Source organism: Pseudotamlana haliotis, assembly GCF_008806375.1.
GTDB classification, from domain to species: Bacteria; Bacteroidota; Bacteroidia; order Flavobacteriales; family Flavobacteriaceae; genus Pseudotamlana; species Pseudotamlana haliotis.
In genome coordinates this window covers 1-19,125 of sequence record NZ_WAAT01000037.1, presented here as the reverse complement: position 1 = coordinate 19,125, position 19,125 = coordinate 1, and the positions used below count along the sequence as shown (strand labels likewise).

The following is a 19,125-nucleotide window of genomic DNA, read 5'->3' as shown; positions in this document are numbered from 1 at the left end:
TTAGAATATATAGTAACCCATAATAAAATATTAAAAATGACGAAGGCTGATTTAGTAGCAAAAATTTCTGAGAAATTAGGAATTGAAAAAGGTGATGTTCAAGCAACTGTTGAAACATTTATGGAAGAAGTAAAAACTTCTTTAGAAGCTGGTGATAATGTTTACTTAAGAGGTTTTGGAAGCTTCATTATTAAAACAAGAGCTGAGAAAACTGGTAGAAATATCTCAAAGAACACAACTATTAAAATACCTGCTCATAATATCCCTGCATTTAAGCCAGCAAAAGTTTTTGTTGAGGGCGTTAAAACAAATGTAGACGTAAAATAAATTGCATAAGCTGAATGCGATTCAGCAACTAAAACGAATTATTAATTTAAAAAGACACTATTTATGCCAAGTGGTAAAAAACGTAAGAGACATAAGGTAGCGACGCACAAACGTAAGAAACGTAGACGCGCTAACCGTCACAAAAAGAAAAAATAAATCAAAAAAGTAGTTAGATTAACTACTTTTTTTGATTTTAACAACAACGAGTTCTTTGAAATGAGTTTTTAAGGCTTTCAATAGCTTTACAAAACTCCACGGATTTAAAAAATCCTGTGGTCTGGTACGTAAGTATCAGATAAAAATAATGTATAATCCATCTATACCATATAGTTGTTAGTTGTTTGTTTTTGGTTATTAGTTTTTAACTTTTAAGCCTTTATCAAACAACTTTCAACTTTGTTGTATGGATAAAAATTAACACCATGGATAAAGAATTGATCATTCGATCTAGTTCCGACAATGTTGATTTTGCCTTATTAAAAGATGGAAAACTTATTGAATTACAAAAGGATGAAGAAAGTAACGACTTCTCTGTTGGCGATGTGTTTATAGCCAAAATACGAAAAGCCGTTCCAGGACTAAATGCTGCATTTGTAAATGTAGGTTATGAAAAAGATGCTTTCTTGCATTATCATGATTTAGGTCCTAAACTCCCTTCACTTTTAAAATTCACAAAACGTGTAAGCACAGGTAAACTAAAAGAATTTTCTTTAAAAAATTTCCCATTCGAGAAAGATATTGATAAAGGCGGCAAAATAGTTGACGCTTTAAAATCAAATCAATCGCTATTGGTACAAATCGTAAAAGAACCTATATCAACCAAAGGTCCTAGAATAAGCTCAGAGCTTTCTATTGCCGGAAGATATATTGTTTTAGTCCCTTTTTCTAGTCGTATTTCTATTTCTCAAAAAATAGAAGACCGCGAAGAAAAAGACCGTCTAAAACGTTTGGTAAAGAGTATTACTCCACCAGGTTTTGGCGTTATTGTACGTACGGTAGCACAAGGCAAAAAAGTAGCAGAACTAGATAAAGATTTACAAAATTTGCTTAGTCGCTGGACGGCAATGTGTAAAAAGCTACACAAAGCACATCATCCAAGTAAAGTATTAGGAGAAATGAATAAAGCCTCTTCTATTCTACGAGACATATTCAACGATACCTTTACAAGTATTCATGTTGATGATGAAACGCTTTTTTATCAAATTAAAGACTATGTGCAAGAAATTGCACCAAAAAAAGAATCAATAGTGAAATTGTATCAGTCAAACGTTCCGATTTTCGAAAAACACGGAATCGAAAGACAAATTAAAACCTCCTTTGGCAAAACCGTTTCTATGGCAAAAGGTGCTTATCTGGTTATTGAACATACCGAAGCCCTACACGTTGTAGATGTTAATAGCGGTAACCGCTCCAATAAAGCCAATAGTCAAGAGGACACTGCACTAGAAGTTAATCTTATAGCCGCTACAGAAATAGCCCGACAATTACGTTTACGTGATATGGGTGGTATTATTGTAGTCGATTTTATCGATTTAACCAGTGCCGAAAACAGGCAGAAACTTTTCAATCACCTTCGTGATGAAATGAAAGACGATCGCGCCAAACACAAAATATTACCTCCAAGTAAATTTGGATTGATACAAATTACAAGACAGCGTGTGCGTCCAGAAATGAACATCAAAACACGTGAAGAAAATCCAGATGCCATTACCAACGGAGCCGAAGTAGAAGCCCCAATTGGAATCGTGCAAAAGATAAACTTCGATCTTGAAAAACTATTCAAAAAAGACTATAAAAAGGTGACCTTAAACACACATCCTTTTATAGCGGCCTTCCTAACACAAGGCTTTCCATCTGTGCGTTCTAAATGGTTTTTAGAACACAAAAAATGGGTGAAAATATTACCAAGAGATGCTTACACATATCTAGAATACCACTTTTTCGATAAAGACGGTAATCAAATTAAATAACCTAAAACCCCTTTCTATTCATTTAGTTAGGGGTTTTTTGTTTGTCATTCAGAAGGAGGTACGACTGAAGAATCTTTTAATCATTCTTAAGATTCTACGAAATGACACCTTTCATATTATTTCAATATTCAATAATAGTTATTTGGGCAATTGCGAAGCACCGCGCTTTCCACTATATCTTTTTTGCTTTTAATGGCAAAAAAGGATGCCGCTGCAATCGCTATTGCGGGGTTTGAGTTTTCATAAAATATGTTTTAAAAGATAAAAATTAAGTAATTCAAATTTCTTTATTACAACTAAAACACGACTTAAACCCTTCAGGTTTTGAAAACCTGAAGGGTTCTTCAATTGAAATAACACTTAATTTAAATCACCTTAATAAGCATAAACAATCAAGTGCTTAAAAAGCACATATTAAACACTAGTCAACCATACTTATGGAATAAAAAAAATGTAACCCAAACGAGGGATACTCTAGCTGAATTTTTGGTTATCTTAACTTACAAAAAAAATTCAATCTATCAGCTTAATCAATCTTCCCCAAATGGAGGCATTCTTAAGAGGACTCATTAAGCTTGGTCTTTATTTTTCTTATGAAAAAAGCGGCTAATAAGGATGTCAACAAAAAGCCAGACATCCCTGCTAAGATTCGCCACATGGCAATATTCTCTAGTGAATTTAAGAGAACTAAAAATATGATTCCTGATGCCAATACAAAGCCCAGAATAAGAAATAACAACATATTATATTTAAATTTTTCTGACATTATTTAATTATTTTAATTTAAAGATAAAACTGTTGTTGTATTATCACAACTCGCTCTATCGTCACGATCGTGCATATAACAGTATGAACTCATAGATACAAGCAACAAATTAGGGAAAAATATAAATTATATTTTACCTGTAACTGGTACGAGCACAACACTCGTGCTAGTAATGTAGTAGTAAATCTAAACATGAGAATCCAAAACAAACAACTTAATTACCATAATAATCATACCTACAATACCACCAACAATAGCACCATTTAATCGAATGTACTGCAAGTCCTCTCCTACCTTAGTTTCTATTTGTTTCACCAATTCTACATTTGATAATTTCCCAAGGCTCTCACCTACCAATTCACCAATTTTATGATGGTGCGTGTCAATAAGTTGAAGTATCGTCGATTTTAACCAAGCATCGGTATGCGCTAGCTTCGTAGTATCATCTTGAAAGGCCTGTAACGCATTATTGACCTTATCACGTATTAACTTGGTGTAAGTATTATCACCATCAAAAATCTGAGTTTTTATAGTGGTTTTCAAACGGGTTAGACCTTGTTTCACAATCCCAGAGCCTAATAGGCGTTCTAAAAATTGTTCACCAAAAGCGTTGATATCTTCTTGTGCTTTTTGATCGCCAGAAGCTAAGCGTTCACCATATTCGTAGAGCTGATCATCTAATGCAATAATAATTTTATGCCGTTCTGGCGCTGCCTGAACCTCTTCAATAAGACTAATTAATTGCTCTTGAATACCTTGTGCAATACGTTGTGGTTTTATGGCGCCTAACACTTGTCCGGCACCAACTAATAAGCCTTTTATAGGTGAGCCTTCCTTTTGTTTGTTTACTAAAGTTTGTACTTCAGTCGTTAAAAACTCTAAGGTTCCATCTGCGCCTATTTTTTCCTTAAGCACCTCTAAAAACACCTGAAGCATGCCATGATGATCTTTATCTTTAATGGTTTGCTTTAATAAGTTACCCAATGGAACAGCAAAATTATTGCCTTTTATTGCAGGTTTAATCACGCCTTCTAGAGTTTCAACCACATCATCATGATCTAATTTTAAAACTAAAGCTTCTAATTCTGGTTTTAAGGTTTGTCTAATACTCTCCTGATTATCGCCTTCCAAAAGGTAATCTACAATAGGTTTTGCTAAAGATACCCCCGAAATTTTATCACGTATCATCTCCTTAGACAGCCATTCGTTATTTACCAAATCAACAATACCCGCCGATAATTTCTCACGACTCTTCACAATAATATTGGTGTGCTTTTTTACCACAGGAATAGGAATTTCTTGAAACAAGGCTCTAACTGCAAACCAATCGGCCACACCTCCAACTACAGCAGCCTCAAAACCTGCTAGCAGAATTTCAAGCGTATGCCCTTCATATATTTTATAGTATTTTAAAACCAATGCCGCCACCATTAAAATAACAGCAATGGCCAAAGAGCGGTTCCCTAATTTATTTTTTTTCATAAGTCTTTAAATAAATAATGTAGAACATAAATTTTTCAGCAAAAACACGCATAAAAAAATTGCTACATGAATCTAAAATACAAAAAGCATAGATACCCTTCCGCTTATTCAAATAGTAAAATTTGATTTCAGTATGAAATCATCAAACCAACCGTTTATCTGCAAAACTTATGTTAAAAACCTTAAAGTGTTGTTAACAGCACATCCATTATGTTTTTTCACTGCGTAGCTCCATCAAAGACGTTTAACAAAACTATTTTAAAAATGAAAAACCTATTTAAAACTATTAGTCTGATTGCAATCGTAGCTTTAGTATTCACATCATGTAGTGATGATGATAATCCTGCAGACAACGATTTATTTGCTGGAACTTACGAAGGTGAAATTGGATACAATAACGAAAGTACCACAATTGCTTCAGAGGACGGTAGTATATTTGTTACCAAAGTTGGAGACAAGTATAATTTTGACTTCTCAAATAGTGACATACCAAGTATTAACGGTATTGAGTTTGAAGAGGGTGCCGAAACAAACATCAATATTGGTGGTAGTGAAACGAGCTATATCAGAATTGATGAAAGTAATTTAAATATTTTTTACAACGAAGACGGCGAAACTTGGACCGCAGATTGCACGAGATAATCTAATAATTAATTTTTAGACCTCAATAAAAAACCCTTCAAGATTTAAAGACCTAAAGGGTTATCTAACAAAAAACCTTTCAGTTTCTATTTAACTGAAAGGTTTTTTATGTGTTCTGCTTTGCGTTAGCGATTGCAGAGGAAAGCCCACAGCGAGGTACGAGCGCGGACTTGCAACGAAAAGCGCGACCTCCCGATAGCTATCGGGATTGGTAACGCCCTAATCAATTTAATAATCTTCGTGTAGCAACTTGGTTAACTCATCTAATTTTGGTGTTAAAATCACCTCAATTCGGCGGTTTGTTGCGCGACCTTTTGGCGTATCATTAGTAGCAATTGGTGCATATTCTCCACGACCAGCTGCTGTTAAATTTTCTGGATTTATGGCTCTATTTTCTCTTAAGATATTCACGATAGATGTAGCACGTTTGGTTGATAAATCCCAGTTACTCGTTAAAGGGCCATTGCCTTTGTACGGTACATTATCGGTGTGACCTTCTATTAACACCGCAATATCTGGGTTTTGACCTAAAACTGTTCCGAGTTGCTCAACAGCGCGACGCCCTTCAGAACCTACAGCCCAACTTCCCGAATTGAAAAGCAACTTGTTTTCCATAGACACGTAAACTTTACCATCTTTTTGTTCTACTGTTAAACCCTTTCCTTCAAAATCAGTTAAAGCCCCCGAAATAGCATCTTTTAAGGCGGTCATGGCGGCATCTTTAGTAGCGATAACACTTTCTAACTCAGCCACACGATTAGAACGGTCTTCAAGCTCTTTTTTAAGCTTTTCTAAACGTGTAATTTCTGCAGACAAAGCTTCTTCTTTAGCTTCAAGCTCGGCCAGTAATTCTCTGTTTTTTTCTGAATTGGAAGCAATAGCACGCGAACTGTTCTTTTCTAAAGCCTGGTAAGAATCTTTTAAAGCATCCAGATTAGCTTTGGTAGCGTCGTAATCTGCTTGCAATTTATTGCGTTCAATAATAGCTTCATCATAGGCCTTTTTGGTTTGTTTAAAATCACTTTCCGCTTGGGCTTTAGATTTTAATAAGGCTTCATAATCTTCATTTAATTCTCGGTTTTCCTTTTTTAACTCCGCATATTTGGCTTCCAAATCTTTATAGATTTTTGGCGAAACGCAAGAGGCCAAAATAGTAGCAATAAAAATGGCAAAAACACTTTTCTTAATCATGTTGTTTAGTTTTAAATAAGTATTTAGTTATTAATTTTCTAGTTCTAATAAAATCGGACAATGGTCACTGTGCACCGCCTCGGTAAGTATAACGGCTCTTTTAATTTTTTCTTGTAATGGCTGAGAAACCATAGCGTAATCTAAACGCCAACCCTTGTTATTTGCTCTAGCGTTGGCGCGGTAGCTCCACCAGCTATATTGTTGCAATTCAGGGTTCACATAACGGAAAGAATCTACAAAACCACTTTCAATAAAGCGGCCCAACCAGTCACGTTCAACAGGTAAAAACCCTGAAACTCCTTTCATTTTTGGGTTGTGAATATCAATTTCTTCATGACAAATATTATAATCGCCACAAATCACCAGGTTTAGATGCTCTATTTTTAGCTTGTTGATATAATCCTGAAACATATCCATGTACTCCAGTTTATGATCTAAGCGTGCAGCATTTGTTCCTGATGGTAGGTACAAACTCATCACAGAAACCCCGTCAAAATCGACACGTAAGTTTCTACCTTCAAAATCCATAGATTCAATACCTGTTCCGTATTCTATATGATTTGGTTTGGTCTTGCACAATATAGCCACACCAGAATACCCTTTTTTCTGCGCACTAAACCAATAATGGTACTCATAGCCTGCTTCTTCAAAAAGCGTTAAATCAAGCTGCTCTTGCATGGCTTTGATTTCTTGCAAACAAATAACATCTGGATTGGCACTAATTAACCATTCAATAAAACCTTTATTTAAAGCGGCTCTTACACCATTAACATTGTACGATATAATCTTCATTTATGAATTTAATTTAGAAAGCTTGAAGCCTAAGTTTTAGGAAAACACTATAAAATCGTGTTCATTGGTGCTAAAATAAATAATACGTTACTTTTACCCTATTATTTTACAGCAGTTTTAACAAGTTGCCTTTACAAAATATTCTAAGCGATTTGCAGTTTAAGTAGTTAATGAAATTTATTACTTCTATACTTTTTTTTCTCATTGGTTTTTGTGGCTTCTCACAAAGCACCCCCTCCAACTATAGCACGAAAAAAGTTGCAATAAAAGACAGTATTTTTATTGAAAAGGTAAGTATTAATCCCTCAACTTTTTCCCTTCAAACTAAAGACCAAAAACCTATTGATTCTAGCTTCTATAAAGTTGATTTTTCTAAGGCTCTTTTAACCTTTAAAAAACCAATTAATACTGATACGATTATTATCAATTATTTAAAATATCCAGACTTTCTAACTAAGACCTACAAGGCGTTAGATGAAAATATCATTGTTAATAGCAATAATAACTACCAGGGCTTACATAAACTCAAACAATCTAATACCAACAATAATTTTGTGCCTTTTGATGGTTTATCTACTTCGGGAAGTATTTCACGTGGAGTGACTGTAGGAAACAACCAGAGTTCGGTGTTAAATAGCGAATTAGACCTTCAAATTACTGGAAAACTAAGCGAGAAGGTGTCTTTACGAGCCTCTATTCAAGATGCGAACATTCCGTTACAAGAAAGTGGATATTCCCAAAGGCTTGATGAATTTGACCAAGTTTTCATTGAATTGTTTAGTGAACGCTGGAACATTCGTGCTGGAGATATTGATTTGGTTAATACTGACTCCTACTTCGCCAAATTCTCTAAACGTGTACAGGGTTTAAATTTGAATGTGAATTTAGGGCCAGAAGACCAACGAACCGACCTTTTTGCCGCTGGAGCAATCGTACGTGGCCAATTTACACGAAGCCAGTTTACCGCCCAAGAAGGCAATCAAGGGCCCTACAAACTTCAAGGACCCAATGGCGAATTATTCGTACTCATCGTATCGGGCAGTGAAACCGTTTATGTAAACGGTGCAGCTCTAAAACGTGGCGAAAACGAAGATTATATCATCGATTATAATGCTGGAGAAATTATATTCAACCCCACATTTCCAATCACTTCTGAAATGCGTATTACCATCGACTATCAATTTAGCGAACGCAATTACACGCGTTTTGTCGCCTATGGCGGCGGAAGTCACGAAACCGAAAAACTAAAAATTGGCGTGTCTATCTATTCTGAAAATGATGCTAAAAACCAACCGTTACAGCAAAATTTATCAGAAGACCAAGTAGAAATTTTAGCTCAAGCTGGAAATGACCAGACTAAAATGGTTTCACCGTCGGAATCACGCGCCGAGTACAACCAAAATAGAATTTTATACAAAAAAGAAGTCATCAACGGTGTGGAACAATTTGTGTTTTCTAACGATGAAAACGACGAATTATACAACGTCACTTTCACCTTTGTGGGTGCCGATCAAGGGGCTTATGCTTTAAGCAGCATTAACGCCATTAATAATATTTATGAATATATTGGAAACGGTTTGGGTGCCTACGCCCCAATCATTCAATTGGTAGCGCCAAAAAAACTACAACTTGTTGTGCTAAACGGGCATTATAAACCTTCAGAAAAAACGAGCATTAGCTTTGAAGGTTCGGGTAGTAAAAACGATGAGAATTTATTTTCAAACATAGATGACGATGAGAATGACGGTTTCGCTGGAAAGCTCACCATAAACCAGGCGCTCATTAAAAGTGATGACCTATGGAATGTGAATCTGTTTCTAGACAATAATTACATCAGTACAAACTATCGTAATATTGAAGGCTTGTATAACCCAGAATTTAACCGCGATTGGAACCTCGACCAAACCAACTTAAACGGTATTGGTTACAATATGGGCAATCAGCTTCTACTAAACACAGGTGCTCAAATGTTTCACAAGGACAAAGGTTTTATCAATTACACCTACGAACACTTAAATTTCTCTGAAGATTTTAACGGTAACCGCCATTTGGCCAATATTGATTTAAAGCTAAATAAATTTCATATAACAAGTTACTCGAGTTTCTTAGACGCCAATGCCACGGTAAACAACTCCACGTTTTCAAGATCCTACAACCGTTTAACCTACAATCTAAATAAAGCTTGGTTGGGCACCAAATTGGCTTTTGAAAACAACGAACAAACAAACAACGCCACTCAAAATTTAACAGAATTAAGTCAGAAATTCCAATCTTACGAAGCATTTGTTGGAATAGGCGATAGCACAAAGGTTTTTGCCGAAGTGGGTTACATACACCGCATAAATGACAGTATTAGAAATAACCAACTTGAAAAAGTAAACAGTTCCAACACTTTTTATCTCGATTCTAGGATCGTTCAAAATAAGAATACGAACCTGTCTTTATATGCCAATTATAGAACTTTAAAAAATGAAGATGACACCTTAGACGATGAGCATTCTCTAAATTCTAGGCTGCAATACAGTCAGAAGTTATTTAAGCAAATGATTCATTGGAATACTATTTTTGAAACCAATTCGGGCACCTTACCGCTTCAAGATTTCACTTACGTGGAAGTTGAGCCTGGCCAGGGGTCATACACATGGATAGATTACAACAACAACGGCATTCAAGAGCTTGAAGAGTTTGAATTGGCGCAATTTCAAGATCAGGGTACTTATATCAGAGTCCTTTTACCAAATCAATTTTTTGTTAAAACCCACCAAAATAGGTTGAGCCAAACACTTACTATCAACCCATCGATGTGGGCCGTTTCTAAAGATAAATCTAAAAAATTCTGGTCGCATTTTTACAACCAAACCAGCTTCTTAATTGACAGAAAAATAGAACGCCATGCCGATAGTTTTAACTTAAACCCTTTTGGTGATACTTCAGATGAACTGCTAGGCTTGCAACGTAATTTCAGAAATGTGTTCTTTTTTAATCGCGGAAAGCAACGCTACACCACATCATACACCTACCTTGAAAACAGTACACGAAACATCTTGACTATTGGGTTTATTGAAAATAATTTGAGTAGCCACCAATTAAATTTCAATCATAAAATTGCTACAAATTGGCTTATCAATATGCTGTCAGCCTTCAATACCAATGAAAGCAAAAGTGAAAATTACTCCAGCAAAAATTATAACCTAGATGAATCGGTTTTAAACCCTAAACTATCTTACTTATTTAATACCAATTCGAGTTTCGATATCTTTTTTCAAAACACCCAGAAAACCAATACTATTGGCAATGGCGAAACTTTAAAACAACAAAAATACGGTACGGCATTCTCTTTCGGCACTAGCCAAAAAAGTGCTGTAAATGGCGAGTTTAATTATATTGCTAATAATTTTGAAGGGGACGCCAACACCCCTGTGGCCTATCAAATATTAGAAGGCTTGCAACCAGGTACCAACTTTACTTGGAGCTTGTTAGCCCAACGAAAACTCACAAAATTCTTAGATTTGAATTTGAGTTATTTTGGACGTAAAACAGAAACTAGTAAAACCATTCATTCGGGGTCGGTGCAATTGAAGGCTTATTTTTAAATATATAAACTGTGATTTTTTTTGTTTCACTAATTGACTACATACTTAATTATAAAACCATGATTAGTAGGTTAAGCTTCTTTTCGGTACAATTCTTTTAATTATAGATCATCACAGTCTGTGTCTTCTAACTCTTCTTTAGCTTCTTTAAACTGATCATCATAATCATCACCATAGTATGGGATGCAATCATAGATGTCTTCAATAGCCTCCCAAAAACGTATGGTTGCCGCCTTATATTCTTTACAATTTTCTGCCGTAGGATTTTCAAGAAAATCTTGATAGGCCTGCTGAGAATCACTTAATGCATCCTCATATTCATCTTCCCAATCAAAATCACAGCCTCCAAAGCCTAAAGCATCAGTGACATCATCTTCACTACAAGATGTTAATAGGAAGCACCCCATAACACAGATAATCATTACTAATTTTAGGTTTCTAAAAAATAGAGAACCACTACTTTCTTTAATTTTACTTTTGTTTAAATTTTTCATGTGTTTGTTTTTTAGTTTGAATATTGAATTATAAATTTTAATTAATGGTTCGGTTTAATAAGTATCACTTACCACAGACTTTGGTATAGTATCGTGTTTATCTAAAAGCGCCTCATAGTAAAGTCCTTTCGCATTCCTATACCTCCTATTATTTTCGTCTGTTGGGTTATTCCTATAATTAGCACCAGAAGCTTGGAAATTTGATAAGGCCTCTTCTAGACGGCCTGACCAACCTAGTCCCTTTTTACTATCAACATGGTTGCGTGCCGAATTATAAGTGTTAATACTTGTCGCTGAAGAAAAAATGGTAAAATAGGTTAATGAAGCCATTTTTAATTTGAAAGCATTCATTTGTTCCTCTTTATAGTTTATCTGTTTCATAGCTTGAATATTTTAAAAAGTAATGGCTAAGACATGATATTTCATTCTTAATAATAGACAGGGGGCAGTGACTGGTATAAAAGTATTTAGGAAGTTTAATAAACCATGCCACATATGTAACAATCTATAAAACTATTGTTACATCGTTGAAAACACTAGTAAAATCAAGGCTTTAGAGCAGCATGAATAGTATGTATACAAAAGGAAAGAACTCTCAGTCTGTAGCATTCAGAGACACCCAGAGCATCATTTTAGACAAAGATCGTACTGATTTTTACAGGTTTTTTACACATTTCATCTTTGAGGTTTTGTGTATTCTCGAGAAAATTTTTTTGGTCATAAATGTTCTCGACTCCGCTCGAACACCATTTAACCCGGTGTTCGAGCGGAGTCGAGAACTTTACATACCAACAACATAAATCTCACAACGGCGCACAAAAAAAGCCCATATCTCAAAAAAGATATGGGCCTGATTCTTATAATTAAAGAAAACCTTACTTAAGCGCAGCTTTCATAAGTTCTCTATTCATTCTAGCAATGTTGTCTAGTGAAATCCCTTTAGGACATTCTACTTCACAAGCACCGGTATTGGTACAGTTACCAAAACCTTCAAGATCCATTTGTGCAACCATGTTTTTTACACGATCTGCAGCTTCAACTTGTCCTTGTGGTAATAAGGCATATTGCGATACTTTAGCACCTACAAACAACATCGCAGATGAATTTTTACAAGTTGCTACACAAGCACCACAACCAATACAAGTTGCAGCATCCATAGCCTCATCGGCAGCGTGCTTAGAAATAGGTAACGAGTTCGCATCTTGCGTGTTTCCAGAGGTATTTACAGAAATGTAACCTCCTGCATGTTGAATACGCTCAAAAGACATTCTATCTACAACTAAATCTTTAATTACAGGAAAAGCTGCTGCTCTCCAAGGTTCGATAGTAATGGTATCGCCATCCTTAAACATTCTCATGTGTAATTGGCAAGTCGTAACGCCACGGTCTGGACCATGAGCTTCACCATTGATATATAAAGAACACATGCCGCAAATACCTTCACGACAATCGTGATCGAAAGCTACTGGTTCTTCACCAGAGTTTACTAATTGTTCGTTCAAAACATCCATCATTTCAAGAAAAGACATATGTTCGGAAATCTCAGTAACTTTATAATCGACCATTTGACCCTTTGCATTTGAGTCTTTTTGTCTCCAAATTTTAAGTGTTAAATCCATAGTGTCAATCTTATTTGTATGAACGTTGTTTTAGTTCAATATCTTTAAATTCTAATTCTTCTTTATGTAAAACCGCATCAGCAGGCTCTCCTTTGTATTCCCATGCAGAAACAAAAGCGAAATCTTCATCATTACGTTTAGCCTCTCCTTTTTGAGGACCATCTAACTCTGCAGACTCTTCTCTAAAGTGACCACCACAAGATTCTTCTCTTGTTAAAGCATCTTTAGCGAATAACTCGCCTAATTCTAAGAAATCGGCAACACGACCAGCTTTTTCTAATTCTGGGTTCATTTCATCTTTTGATCCTGGAACTTTAACTTCTTTCCAGAATTCTTCACGAATGGCTTTAATTTCAGCCATAGCTTCAGTTAAACCTTTAGCATTACGCGCCATTCCTACTTTATCCCACATCACTTTTCCAAGTTTTTTGTGGAAATAATCTACAGATTTCGTTCCCTTGTTATTCACAAAGAAATCAATTCTGTCTTTTACTTCTTTTTCAGCCTCTTCAAACTCTTTGGTTTCTGTTGAAATTTTACCAGTTCTAATATCTCCTGATAAATAATCACCTATAGTATAAGGTAATACGAAGTAACCATCAGCTAAACCTTGCATTAAAGCAGAAGCTCCAAGTCTGTTTGCACCGTGATCAGAGAAGTTCGCTTCACCAATACAGTATAAACCTTCAACCGTAGTCATTAAGTTATAATCAACCCAAACACCACCCATAGTGTAGTGTGTTGCAGGATAAATCATCATTGGCGTTTTGTATGGATTCTCATCAACGATTTTCTCATACATTTGGAATAAGTTTCCATATTTCGCCTCAACAATGGCTTGTCCTAAGTCGTATATTTTTTGTGCAGAAGCGTTTTCAATATTATGAATCTTAGCTTGCTCTTTTCCGTAACGTTCAATAGCTGCTGCGAAATCTAAATAAACCGCTTCACCGGTGGCGTTTACACCAAACCCAGCATCACAACGCTCTTTAGCTGCTCTCGAAGCTACATCACGTGGTACTAAGTTACCAAAGGCAGGGTAACGTCTTTCTAAGTAGTAATCTCTATCGGCTTCAGCGATTTCAGTCGGTTTTAATTTCCCTTGCTGAATCGCTTTGGCATCTTCTATTTTTGCAGGTACCCAGATACGACCATCGTTACGTAAAGATTCAGACATCAATGTTAATTTAGACTGATAATCTCCTGAACGTGGAATACATGTTGGGTGAATTTGTGTATAACAAGGGTTTGCGAAATACGCTCCTTTTTTGTGGATTTTCCAAGCTGCAGTAGCATTAGACCCCATTGCATTAGTTGAAAGGAAATAAACGTTTCCGTAACCACCAGTTGCAATAACAACGGCATGTGCAGAATGACGCTCAATTTCACCAGTAATTAAATTACGAGCGATAATACCTCTTGCTTTTCCGTCTACTTTAACAACGTCAAGCATTTCATGACGGTTAAACATTTCAATTTTACCACGAGCAATTTGTCTATTCATTGCAGAATAAGCTCCTAATAATAATTGTTGTCCTGTTTGTCCTTTAGCGTAAAATGTTCTTGATACAAGAACCCCACCAAACGAACGGTTATCTAATAACCCACCATAATCACGTGCAAAAGGAACCCCTTGTGCCACACATTGGTCGATAATATTAGCAGAAACCTCAGCTAAACGGTAAACGTTAGCCTCACGAGAACGGTAATCACCACCCTTTACAGTATCGTAAAATAATCTATATGTTGAATCCCCATCACCTTGATAGTTCTTCGCTGCATTAATTCCCCCTTGTGCTGCAATAGAGTGTGCACGACGTGGTGAATCTTGATAAGCAAATGCTTTTACATTATAACCTAGTTCTGCTAAGGTTGCTGCTGCAGAACCTCCAGCTAAACCTGTTCCTACAACGATAATGTCGATATGACGTTTATTGGCAGGATTAACTAAGTCAATATGATTTTTGTAATCTGTCCATTTATCTTTAATTGGACCTTTTGGTACTTTTGAATCTAAAGCCATTTTATTTAAGATTAATGGTTAAAAAAATGATAAAGTGCTACAAAAACAAATCCTAGTGGGACAAGAATTGAATATGCTTTACCTAAAGTTTGTAATGTCTTTTTTCTACCTGCTGTACCTCCCATAGATTGGAAAGCCGATGTGAAACCGTGTGCTAAGTGAAGTCCTAAGAAAACAAAGGCCAATACATAAGCACCTACACGAATAGGGTTAACGAATTTATGAATCAATTCTTCATAATAGCGGTAGCCTTCAACACCAGCCATGGTACCAGACCAATCACCTTTTATAAATTTGGTATTAATTTCTGGAAACCAAAAATCAATAAAGTGTAAAATAATAAATGCTAGAATGGCAACACCACTCCAGATCATGTTTCTACTTACCCAAGAGGAGTTTGCAGCACCATTGTTCTTAGCATAGGCTACACCATTTGCTTTTTTGTTTTTTAGCTCTAATATGAATCCCATAATAAAATGGAAAACCACACCAAAGATTAAAACGGGTTGCAACGCAAATTGTACTAAAGGATTTGTACCCATAAAGTGAGACACCTCATTGAAAAGCTCTGGACTAAATACGGATAAAAGATTAATAGCTAAATGCTGAAGCAAGAAAAACATAAGAAAAAAGGCTGAAAGTGCCATAGCGACTTTCCTCCCTATCGAAGATTTAAAAAATCCATTCATTTTGATTAAGTTATTTAAGATTCTAGCAAAGGTAGGTTAGACGCGAATTATAGGCAAATAACATTTGTCAAGTTTTTGTTATTTAGAATCATTATAATTAACTACGTATTAATACTTAGAAATTTAACAAAAATAAATACGAATACTTAGTTTTTTTTAATTTAGTCTACTATAACTTTTTCGGTTAATTCACCGCTTTTAGCTGAAAGTTTTACAAAATACACCCCTTTAGTCAACCCACTCAAGTCAAGAATTTCCTCTTGAGATGGCTGATCAAACGATTTACTCAAAATAAGCCTTCCGCCAATATCAAAAACAAAAATTTGTTCTAATTCAACAGTAGACGCTCCCTGAATATAAAGCCAATCTTTTGTTGGGTTAGGATATAGCTTCAGTGCGTCATGACCGATCTCATGAGACCCAATACTTAATGTACAATTAGAATTACTGATGCCCGCCATTTCAGATTTTCCACTAAAACATGACGCTACAGGCACACTTTGTTCACTCCTAGCTTCCACAACATGACCAGCTGTTTTATTATCATCCGACAAATCCCGTATTTGTTCCCCTGCCGATGTAGAATAATGCATCACATCATCAGTATCATTAATCACATGAGCCAACTGATGCGCATGTCCTATTTCATGTAGAGCAACCCCTTGGAAATCGACTTCAAATCCTGGAAATCCAGCTCCAAAATGCCAATTCGTTTCATTGTCAAAAACAATATCTATATCAGTAGGATAAACTTGAGAATCGTTTATCACATCACTATTATTTAAACAAAGTGTAAAAGAATACGACGTACGCCCTACAGTCCCATCAGGGAGCTCGTTACCATTATCAAATCTAACGATATTGACGCCATCAGTCATACTAACCTGATCAACAGATGAAACCGCTCCGACACCAAAATTAACTCCAGTTTCACAGCGCCAAGTTTCTAGAGCCGCAATAAAATCTGCCTTGGCACCAGAATGCACATTGTCTGCATTAAAGCTCGTTTCAAATTGAAACTCATAACCACCACTACCATCATTATTAACCAAACGTGTTGGATACGCATAGATCATATTTCCACTTCCATTATTTACACTGAAATTCACATTTAGCAGCGCGTAAGTAACCCTTAAATCTTCTGTAGATTCAATAGTATTTGAACTAGCATCTGTGACACGAATATTACCTGTTCCAGCTTCTGCAGGCACTTCAACTGTAATTGAAGTTGTTGACCAATTCAATATTTGAGAATCTAAGGCATCCACATACACAGCATTATTCTGATCATCCTCACCCCCAGTATCAGCATCTCTAAAACTGACTTTACCTTTGGTAGCACCAAAATCCCCTGATGAACCACTAGCAGGAGTTATAGTGATTATTGATCTTGTACCTGCAGAAACACTTGTAGGCACAAAGGAAATCCCTGTTGGAGCCAAATTACTTTTAGCTTGGTTTAATTTTGATGTTTCCTGTGCTACATTAAATGTTTTTACAACGGAGTAACTCTTTTTTGTATAAGAAGAAATTAACTTGTAAAAAGAACTCGTAATGCCCTGTTTTGAAGTAAACGGATTATGAGCAGCATCATTATACAGATTATACTTATAAAAACCTTGAACACCACTATAAGCCTTATAGCTTAGCGTTTCATCTAAACCTGGAACTTCACTTCCGCGTAAAGCAAAAACACCCAAGTCTCCAACTTTTAATTTTAAGCTATGGGTTACAATTTGACAATCAAAACCTATGGTTCCACCAGGCGTAATAACATCAACTGTCTTCACTGCATCTCCCTTAAAAACCTTATAAACCTCAAGCGTGTTTTTAGTATAAATATTATCATCAGCTCCCCAAAAAGCGGACTTAGCAATAACCTTACCTTCAATCACCAATTCTGAAGCCTGCACTTGCTGTTCTAGTGGAATTTCTCTTAAAAACCCTTGAGAAAAAACAGATAACCCTGAGAGAAAAAACATCAGAAAGAGCAGCCTAATTTTACTTAAAATATTATTCATCGTCCCCATTGAATTTATGTATTTAATTAATAATTAACCCCTTAACACCAAAAGTAATGAATTATACCTTAAGTTTTGTTTAGAATCACTACTTTTATAGCCCTTATAAATTCACTGTAAAAATGAAATACACACCTATTAATAGTAAGCTATTTATAAAAAATCGTGAAAATTTTAAATCAAAAATGCTCCCTAACAGCTTAGCTGTTTTTAACTCTAACGATATTTATCCGGTAAGTGCAGACAGCACATTACCTTTTGAGCAGCACCGAGACATCTTTTTTTTAAGTGGAGTTGATCAAGAAGAAAGTATTTTAGTCTTATTTCCTGACTGTCCAAAAGAGAAACATCGTGAGATTTTATTCTTAAAAGAAACCAATGAGCATATTGCCATTTGGGAAGGCGCCAAACTCACAAAAGAAAAAGCTTTTGAAACTAGCGGAGTAAAAACGGTTTACTGGTTACAAGACATGGAAAAAATCATGTTTGAAATCATGACCCAATGTGACACCGTTTACATTAACACTAACGAACACTATCGTGCCAATGTTGATGTGGAAACTCGAGAAGACCGCTACACAAAATGGCTAAAGGAGAAATACCCAGCCCACCGTGTTGCTAAAAGCAACCCGATTTTGCAACGTTTACGTTCAGTAAAAGATCCTATTGAAATTGACCTGATCCAACAAGCTTGTAATATTACAGAAAAAGGCTTCCGTCGCATTTTAAATTTTGTAAAACCAGGCGTTTGGGAACATGAAATTGAAGCGGAATTTATGCACGAATTTTTAAGAAACCGTTCAAAAAAATTCGCTTACACCCCGATTGTAGCCTCAGGAAATAATGCTAACGTTTTACATTATGTTGAAAACAACCAACAATGTAAAGCAGGTGAATTAATCTTGATGGATGTTGGTGCTGAATACGCCAACTATTCTAGCGACATGACCCGTAGTGTTCCGGTTTCTGGACGATTTACTGATCGTCAAAAAGAAGTTTACAACGCCATTCTTCATGTAAAAAAAGAAGCAGAAAAAATGCTTATCCCGGGAACCGACTGGGCAGCTTATCATGTTGAAGTTGGTAAAATGATGACCAGCCAACTTCTAAAACTTGGTTTATTGGATAAAGCTGATGTTCAAAATGAAGATCCCGAATGGCCAGCATACAAGAAATATTTTATGCATGGCACTTCTCACCACATTGGGTTAGACACGCATGATTACGGTATTTTAACCGAACCCATGCAAGCCAACAATGTCTTTACCGTAGAACCTGGTATCTATATCCCGGCTGAAGGTTTTGGTATTCGATTGGAAGATGATTTGGTCATTCAAGAATCTGGAGCGCCAATTAATTTAATGAAAAACATCCCGATTGAAGTCGAAGAAATTGAAGATATTATGAACGTTAAATAAATTATTTATCTGGATAAAAAGAAAAGAGGCTGCTTGATAAATCAAGACAGCCTCTTTTTACATACAAATGTCACGTCCTGAAATAGCGATACACTAAA

Annotated in this window: 14 protein-coding genes; 5 read left to right on the top strand and 9 right to left on the bottom strand. The window is 35.8% G+C overall.

What is annotated here, in order from left to right; all coding sequences use genetic code 11:
- The first annotated feature begins 36 nt into the window (after nucleotides 1–36).
- A complete protein-coding gene (locus F6U93_RS06315) occupies nucleotides 37–327 on the top strand; it encodes an HU family DNA-binding protein (RefSeq protein ID WP_013869848.1) in 291 nt (96 codons plus the stop codon).
- 422 nt (nucleotides 328–749) lie between these two features.
- The gene (locus tag F6U93_RS06310) at nucleotides 750–2,297 is read left to right on the top strand and encodes an Rne/Rng family ribonuclease (protein WP_150937961.1); all 1,548 of its coding nucleotides are present in this window, start codon (nucleotides 750–752) and stop codon (nucleotides 2,295–2,297) included.
- 952 nt (nucleotides 2,298–3,249) lie between these two features.
- On the opposite strand, the gene F6U93_RS06305 is transcribed toward F6U93_RS06310, so the two are convergent.
- Complete coding sequence (locus tag F6U93_RS06305; RefSeq protein WP_150937959.1) at nucleotides 3,250–4,545, bottom strand: DUF445 domain-containing protein; 1,296 nt, start codon at nucleotides 4,543–4,545, stop codon at nucleotides 3,250–3,252.
- 264 nt (nucleotides 4,546–4,809) lie between these two features.
- Between F6U93_RS06305 and F6U93_RS06300 the strand changes: the two genes are divergently transcribed.
- Nucleotides 4,810–5,187: a hypothetical protein gene (locus F6U93_RS06300; protein ID WP_150937957.1), complete on the top strand. Its 378-nt coding sequence runs from the start codon at nucleotides 4,810–4,812 to the stop codon at nucleotides 5,185–5,187.
- A 228-nt stretch (nucleotides 5,188–5,415) separates the two neighbouring features.
- Here the strand turns inward: F6U93_RS06300 and F6U93_RS06295 are convergent, their stop codons facing one another.
- The gene (locus F6U93_RS06295) at nucleotides 5,416–6,378 is read right to left on the bottom strand and encodes an OmpA family protein (RefSeq protein ID WP_150937956.1); all 963 of its coding nucleotides are present in this window, start codon (nucleotides 6,376–6,378) and stop codon (nucleotides 5,416–5,418) included.
- A 30-nt stretch (nucleotides 6,379–6,408) separates the two neighbouring features.
- A complete protein-coding gene (locus F6U93_RS06290; protein ID WP_150937954.1) occupies nucleotides 6,409–7,170 on the bottom strand; it encodes an exodeoxyribonuclease III in 762 nt (253 codons plus the stop codon).
- Between the two features lie 170 nt (nucleotides 7,171–7,340).
- Here F6U93_RS06290 and F6U93_RS06285 point away from each other — a divergent pair, with 170 nt between their 5' ends.
- Nucleotides 7,341–10,763 carry a hypothetical protein gene (locus F6U93_RS06285; protein ID WP_150937952.1) on the top strand — a complete coding sequence of 1,141 codons (3,423 nt, stop codon included), beginning with the start codon at nucleotides 7,341–7,343 and terminating at the stop codon, nucleotides 10,761–10,763.
- Between the two features lie 101 nt (nucleotides 10,764–10,864).
- On the opposite strand, the gene F6U93_RS06280 is transcribed toward F6U93_RS06285, so the two are convergent.
- The 6 genes from F6U93_RS06280 to F6U93_RS06255 form a co-directional block, all read right to left on the bottom strand.
- Nucleotides 10,865–11,257: a regulator of G-protein signaling domain-containing protein gene (locus F6U93_RS06280; protein WP_150937951.1), complete on the bottom strand. Its 393-nt coding sequence runs from the start codon at nucleotides 11,255–11,257 to the stop codon at nucleotides 10,865–10,867.
- Between the two features lie 54 nt (nucleotides 11,258–11,311).
- Nucleotides 11,312–11,638, bottom strand: coding sequence for a hypothetical protein (locus F6U93_RS06275; protein ID WP_150937949.1), 327 nt, complete (start codon nucleotides 11,636–11,638; stop codon nucleotides 11,312–11,314).
- Nucleotides 11,639–12,132: 494 nt separating this feature from the next.
- Complete coding sequence (locus F6U93_RS06270) at nucleotides 12,133–12,876, bottom strand: succinate dehydrogenase/fumarate reductase iron-sulfur subunit (RefSeq protein ID WP_150937947.1); 744 nt, start codon at nucleotides 12,874–12,876, stop codon at nucleotides 12,133–12,135.
- A 10-nt stretch (nucleotides 12,877–12,886) separates the two neighbouring features.
- On the bottom strand, nucleotides 12,887–14,899 hold the full coding sequence (locus F6U93_RS06265; protein WP_150937945.1) for a fumarate reductase/succinate dehydrogenase flavoprotein subunit: 2,013 nt from the start codon (nucleotides 14,897–14,899) through the stop codon (nucleotides 12,887–12,889).
- A gap of 11 nt (nucleotides 14,900–14,910) precedes the next feature.
- Entirely contained in the window at nucleotides 14,911–15,588 is a 678-nt protein-coding gene (locus tag F6U93_RS06260) for a succinate dehydrogenase cytochrome b subunit (protein WP_150937943.1), read from the bottom strand.
- Nucleotides 15,589–15,749: 161 nt separating this feature from the next.
- A complete protein-coding gene (locus F6U93_RS06255) occupies nucleotides 15,750–17,609 on the bottom strand; it encodes a T9SS type A sorting domain-containing protein (RefSeq protein ID WP_191963460.1) in 1,860 nt (619 codons plus the stop codon).
- A gap of 122 nt (nucleotides 17,610–17,731) precedes the next feature.
- On the opposite strand from F6U93_RS06255, the gene F6U93_RS06250 reads away from it, so the two are divergent.
- Entirely contained in the window at nucleotides 17,732–19,027 is a 1,296-nt protein-coding gene (locus F6U93_RS06250; protein ID WP_150937939.1) for an aminopeptidase P family protein, read from the top strand.
- Nucleotides 19,028–19,125 lie beyond the last annotated feature (98 nt).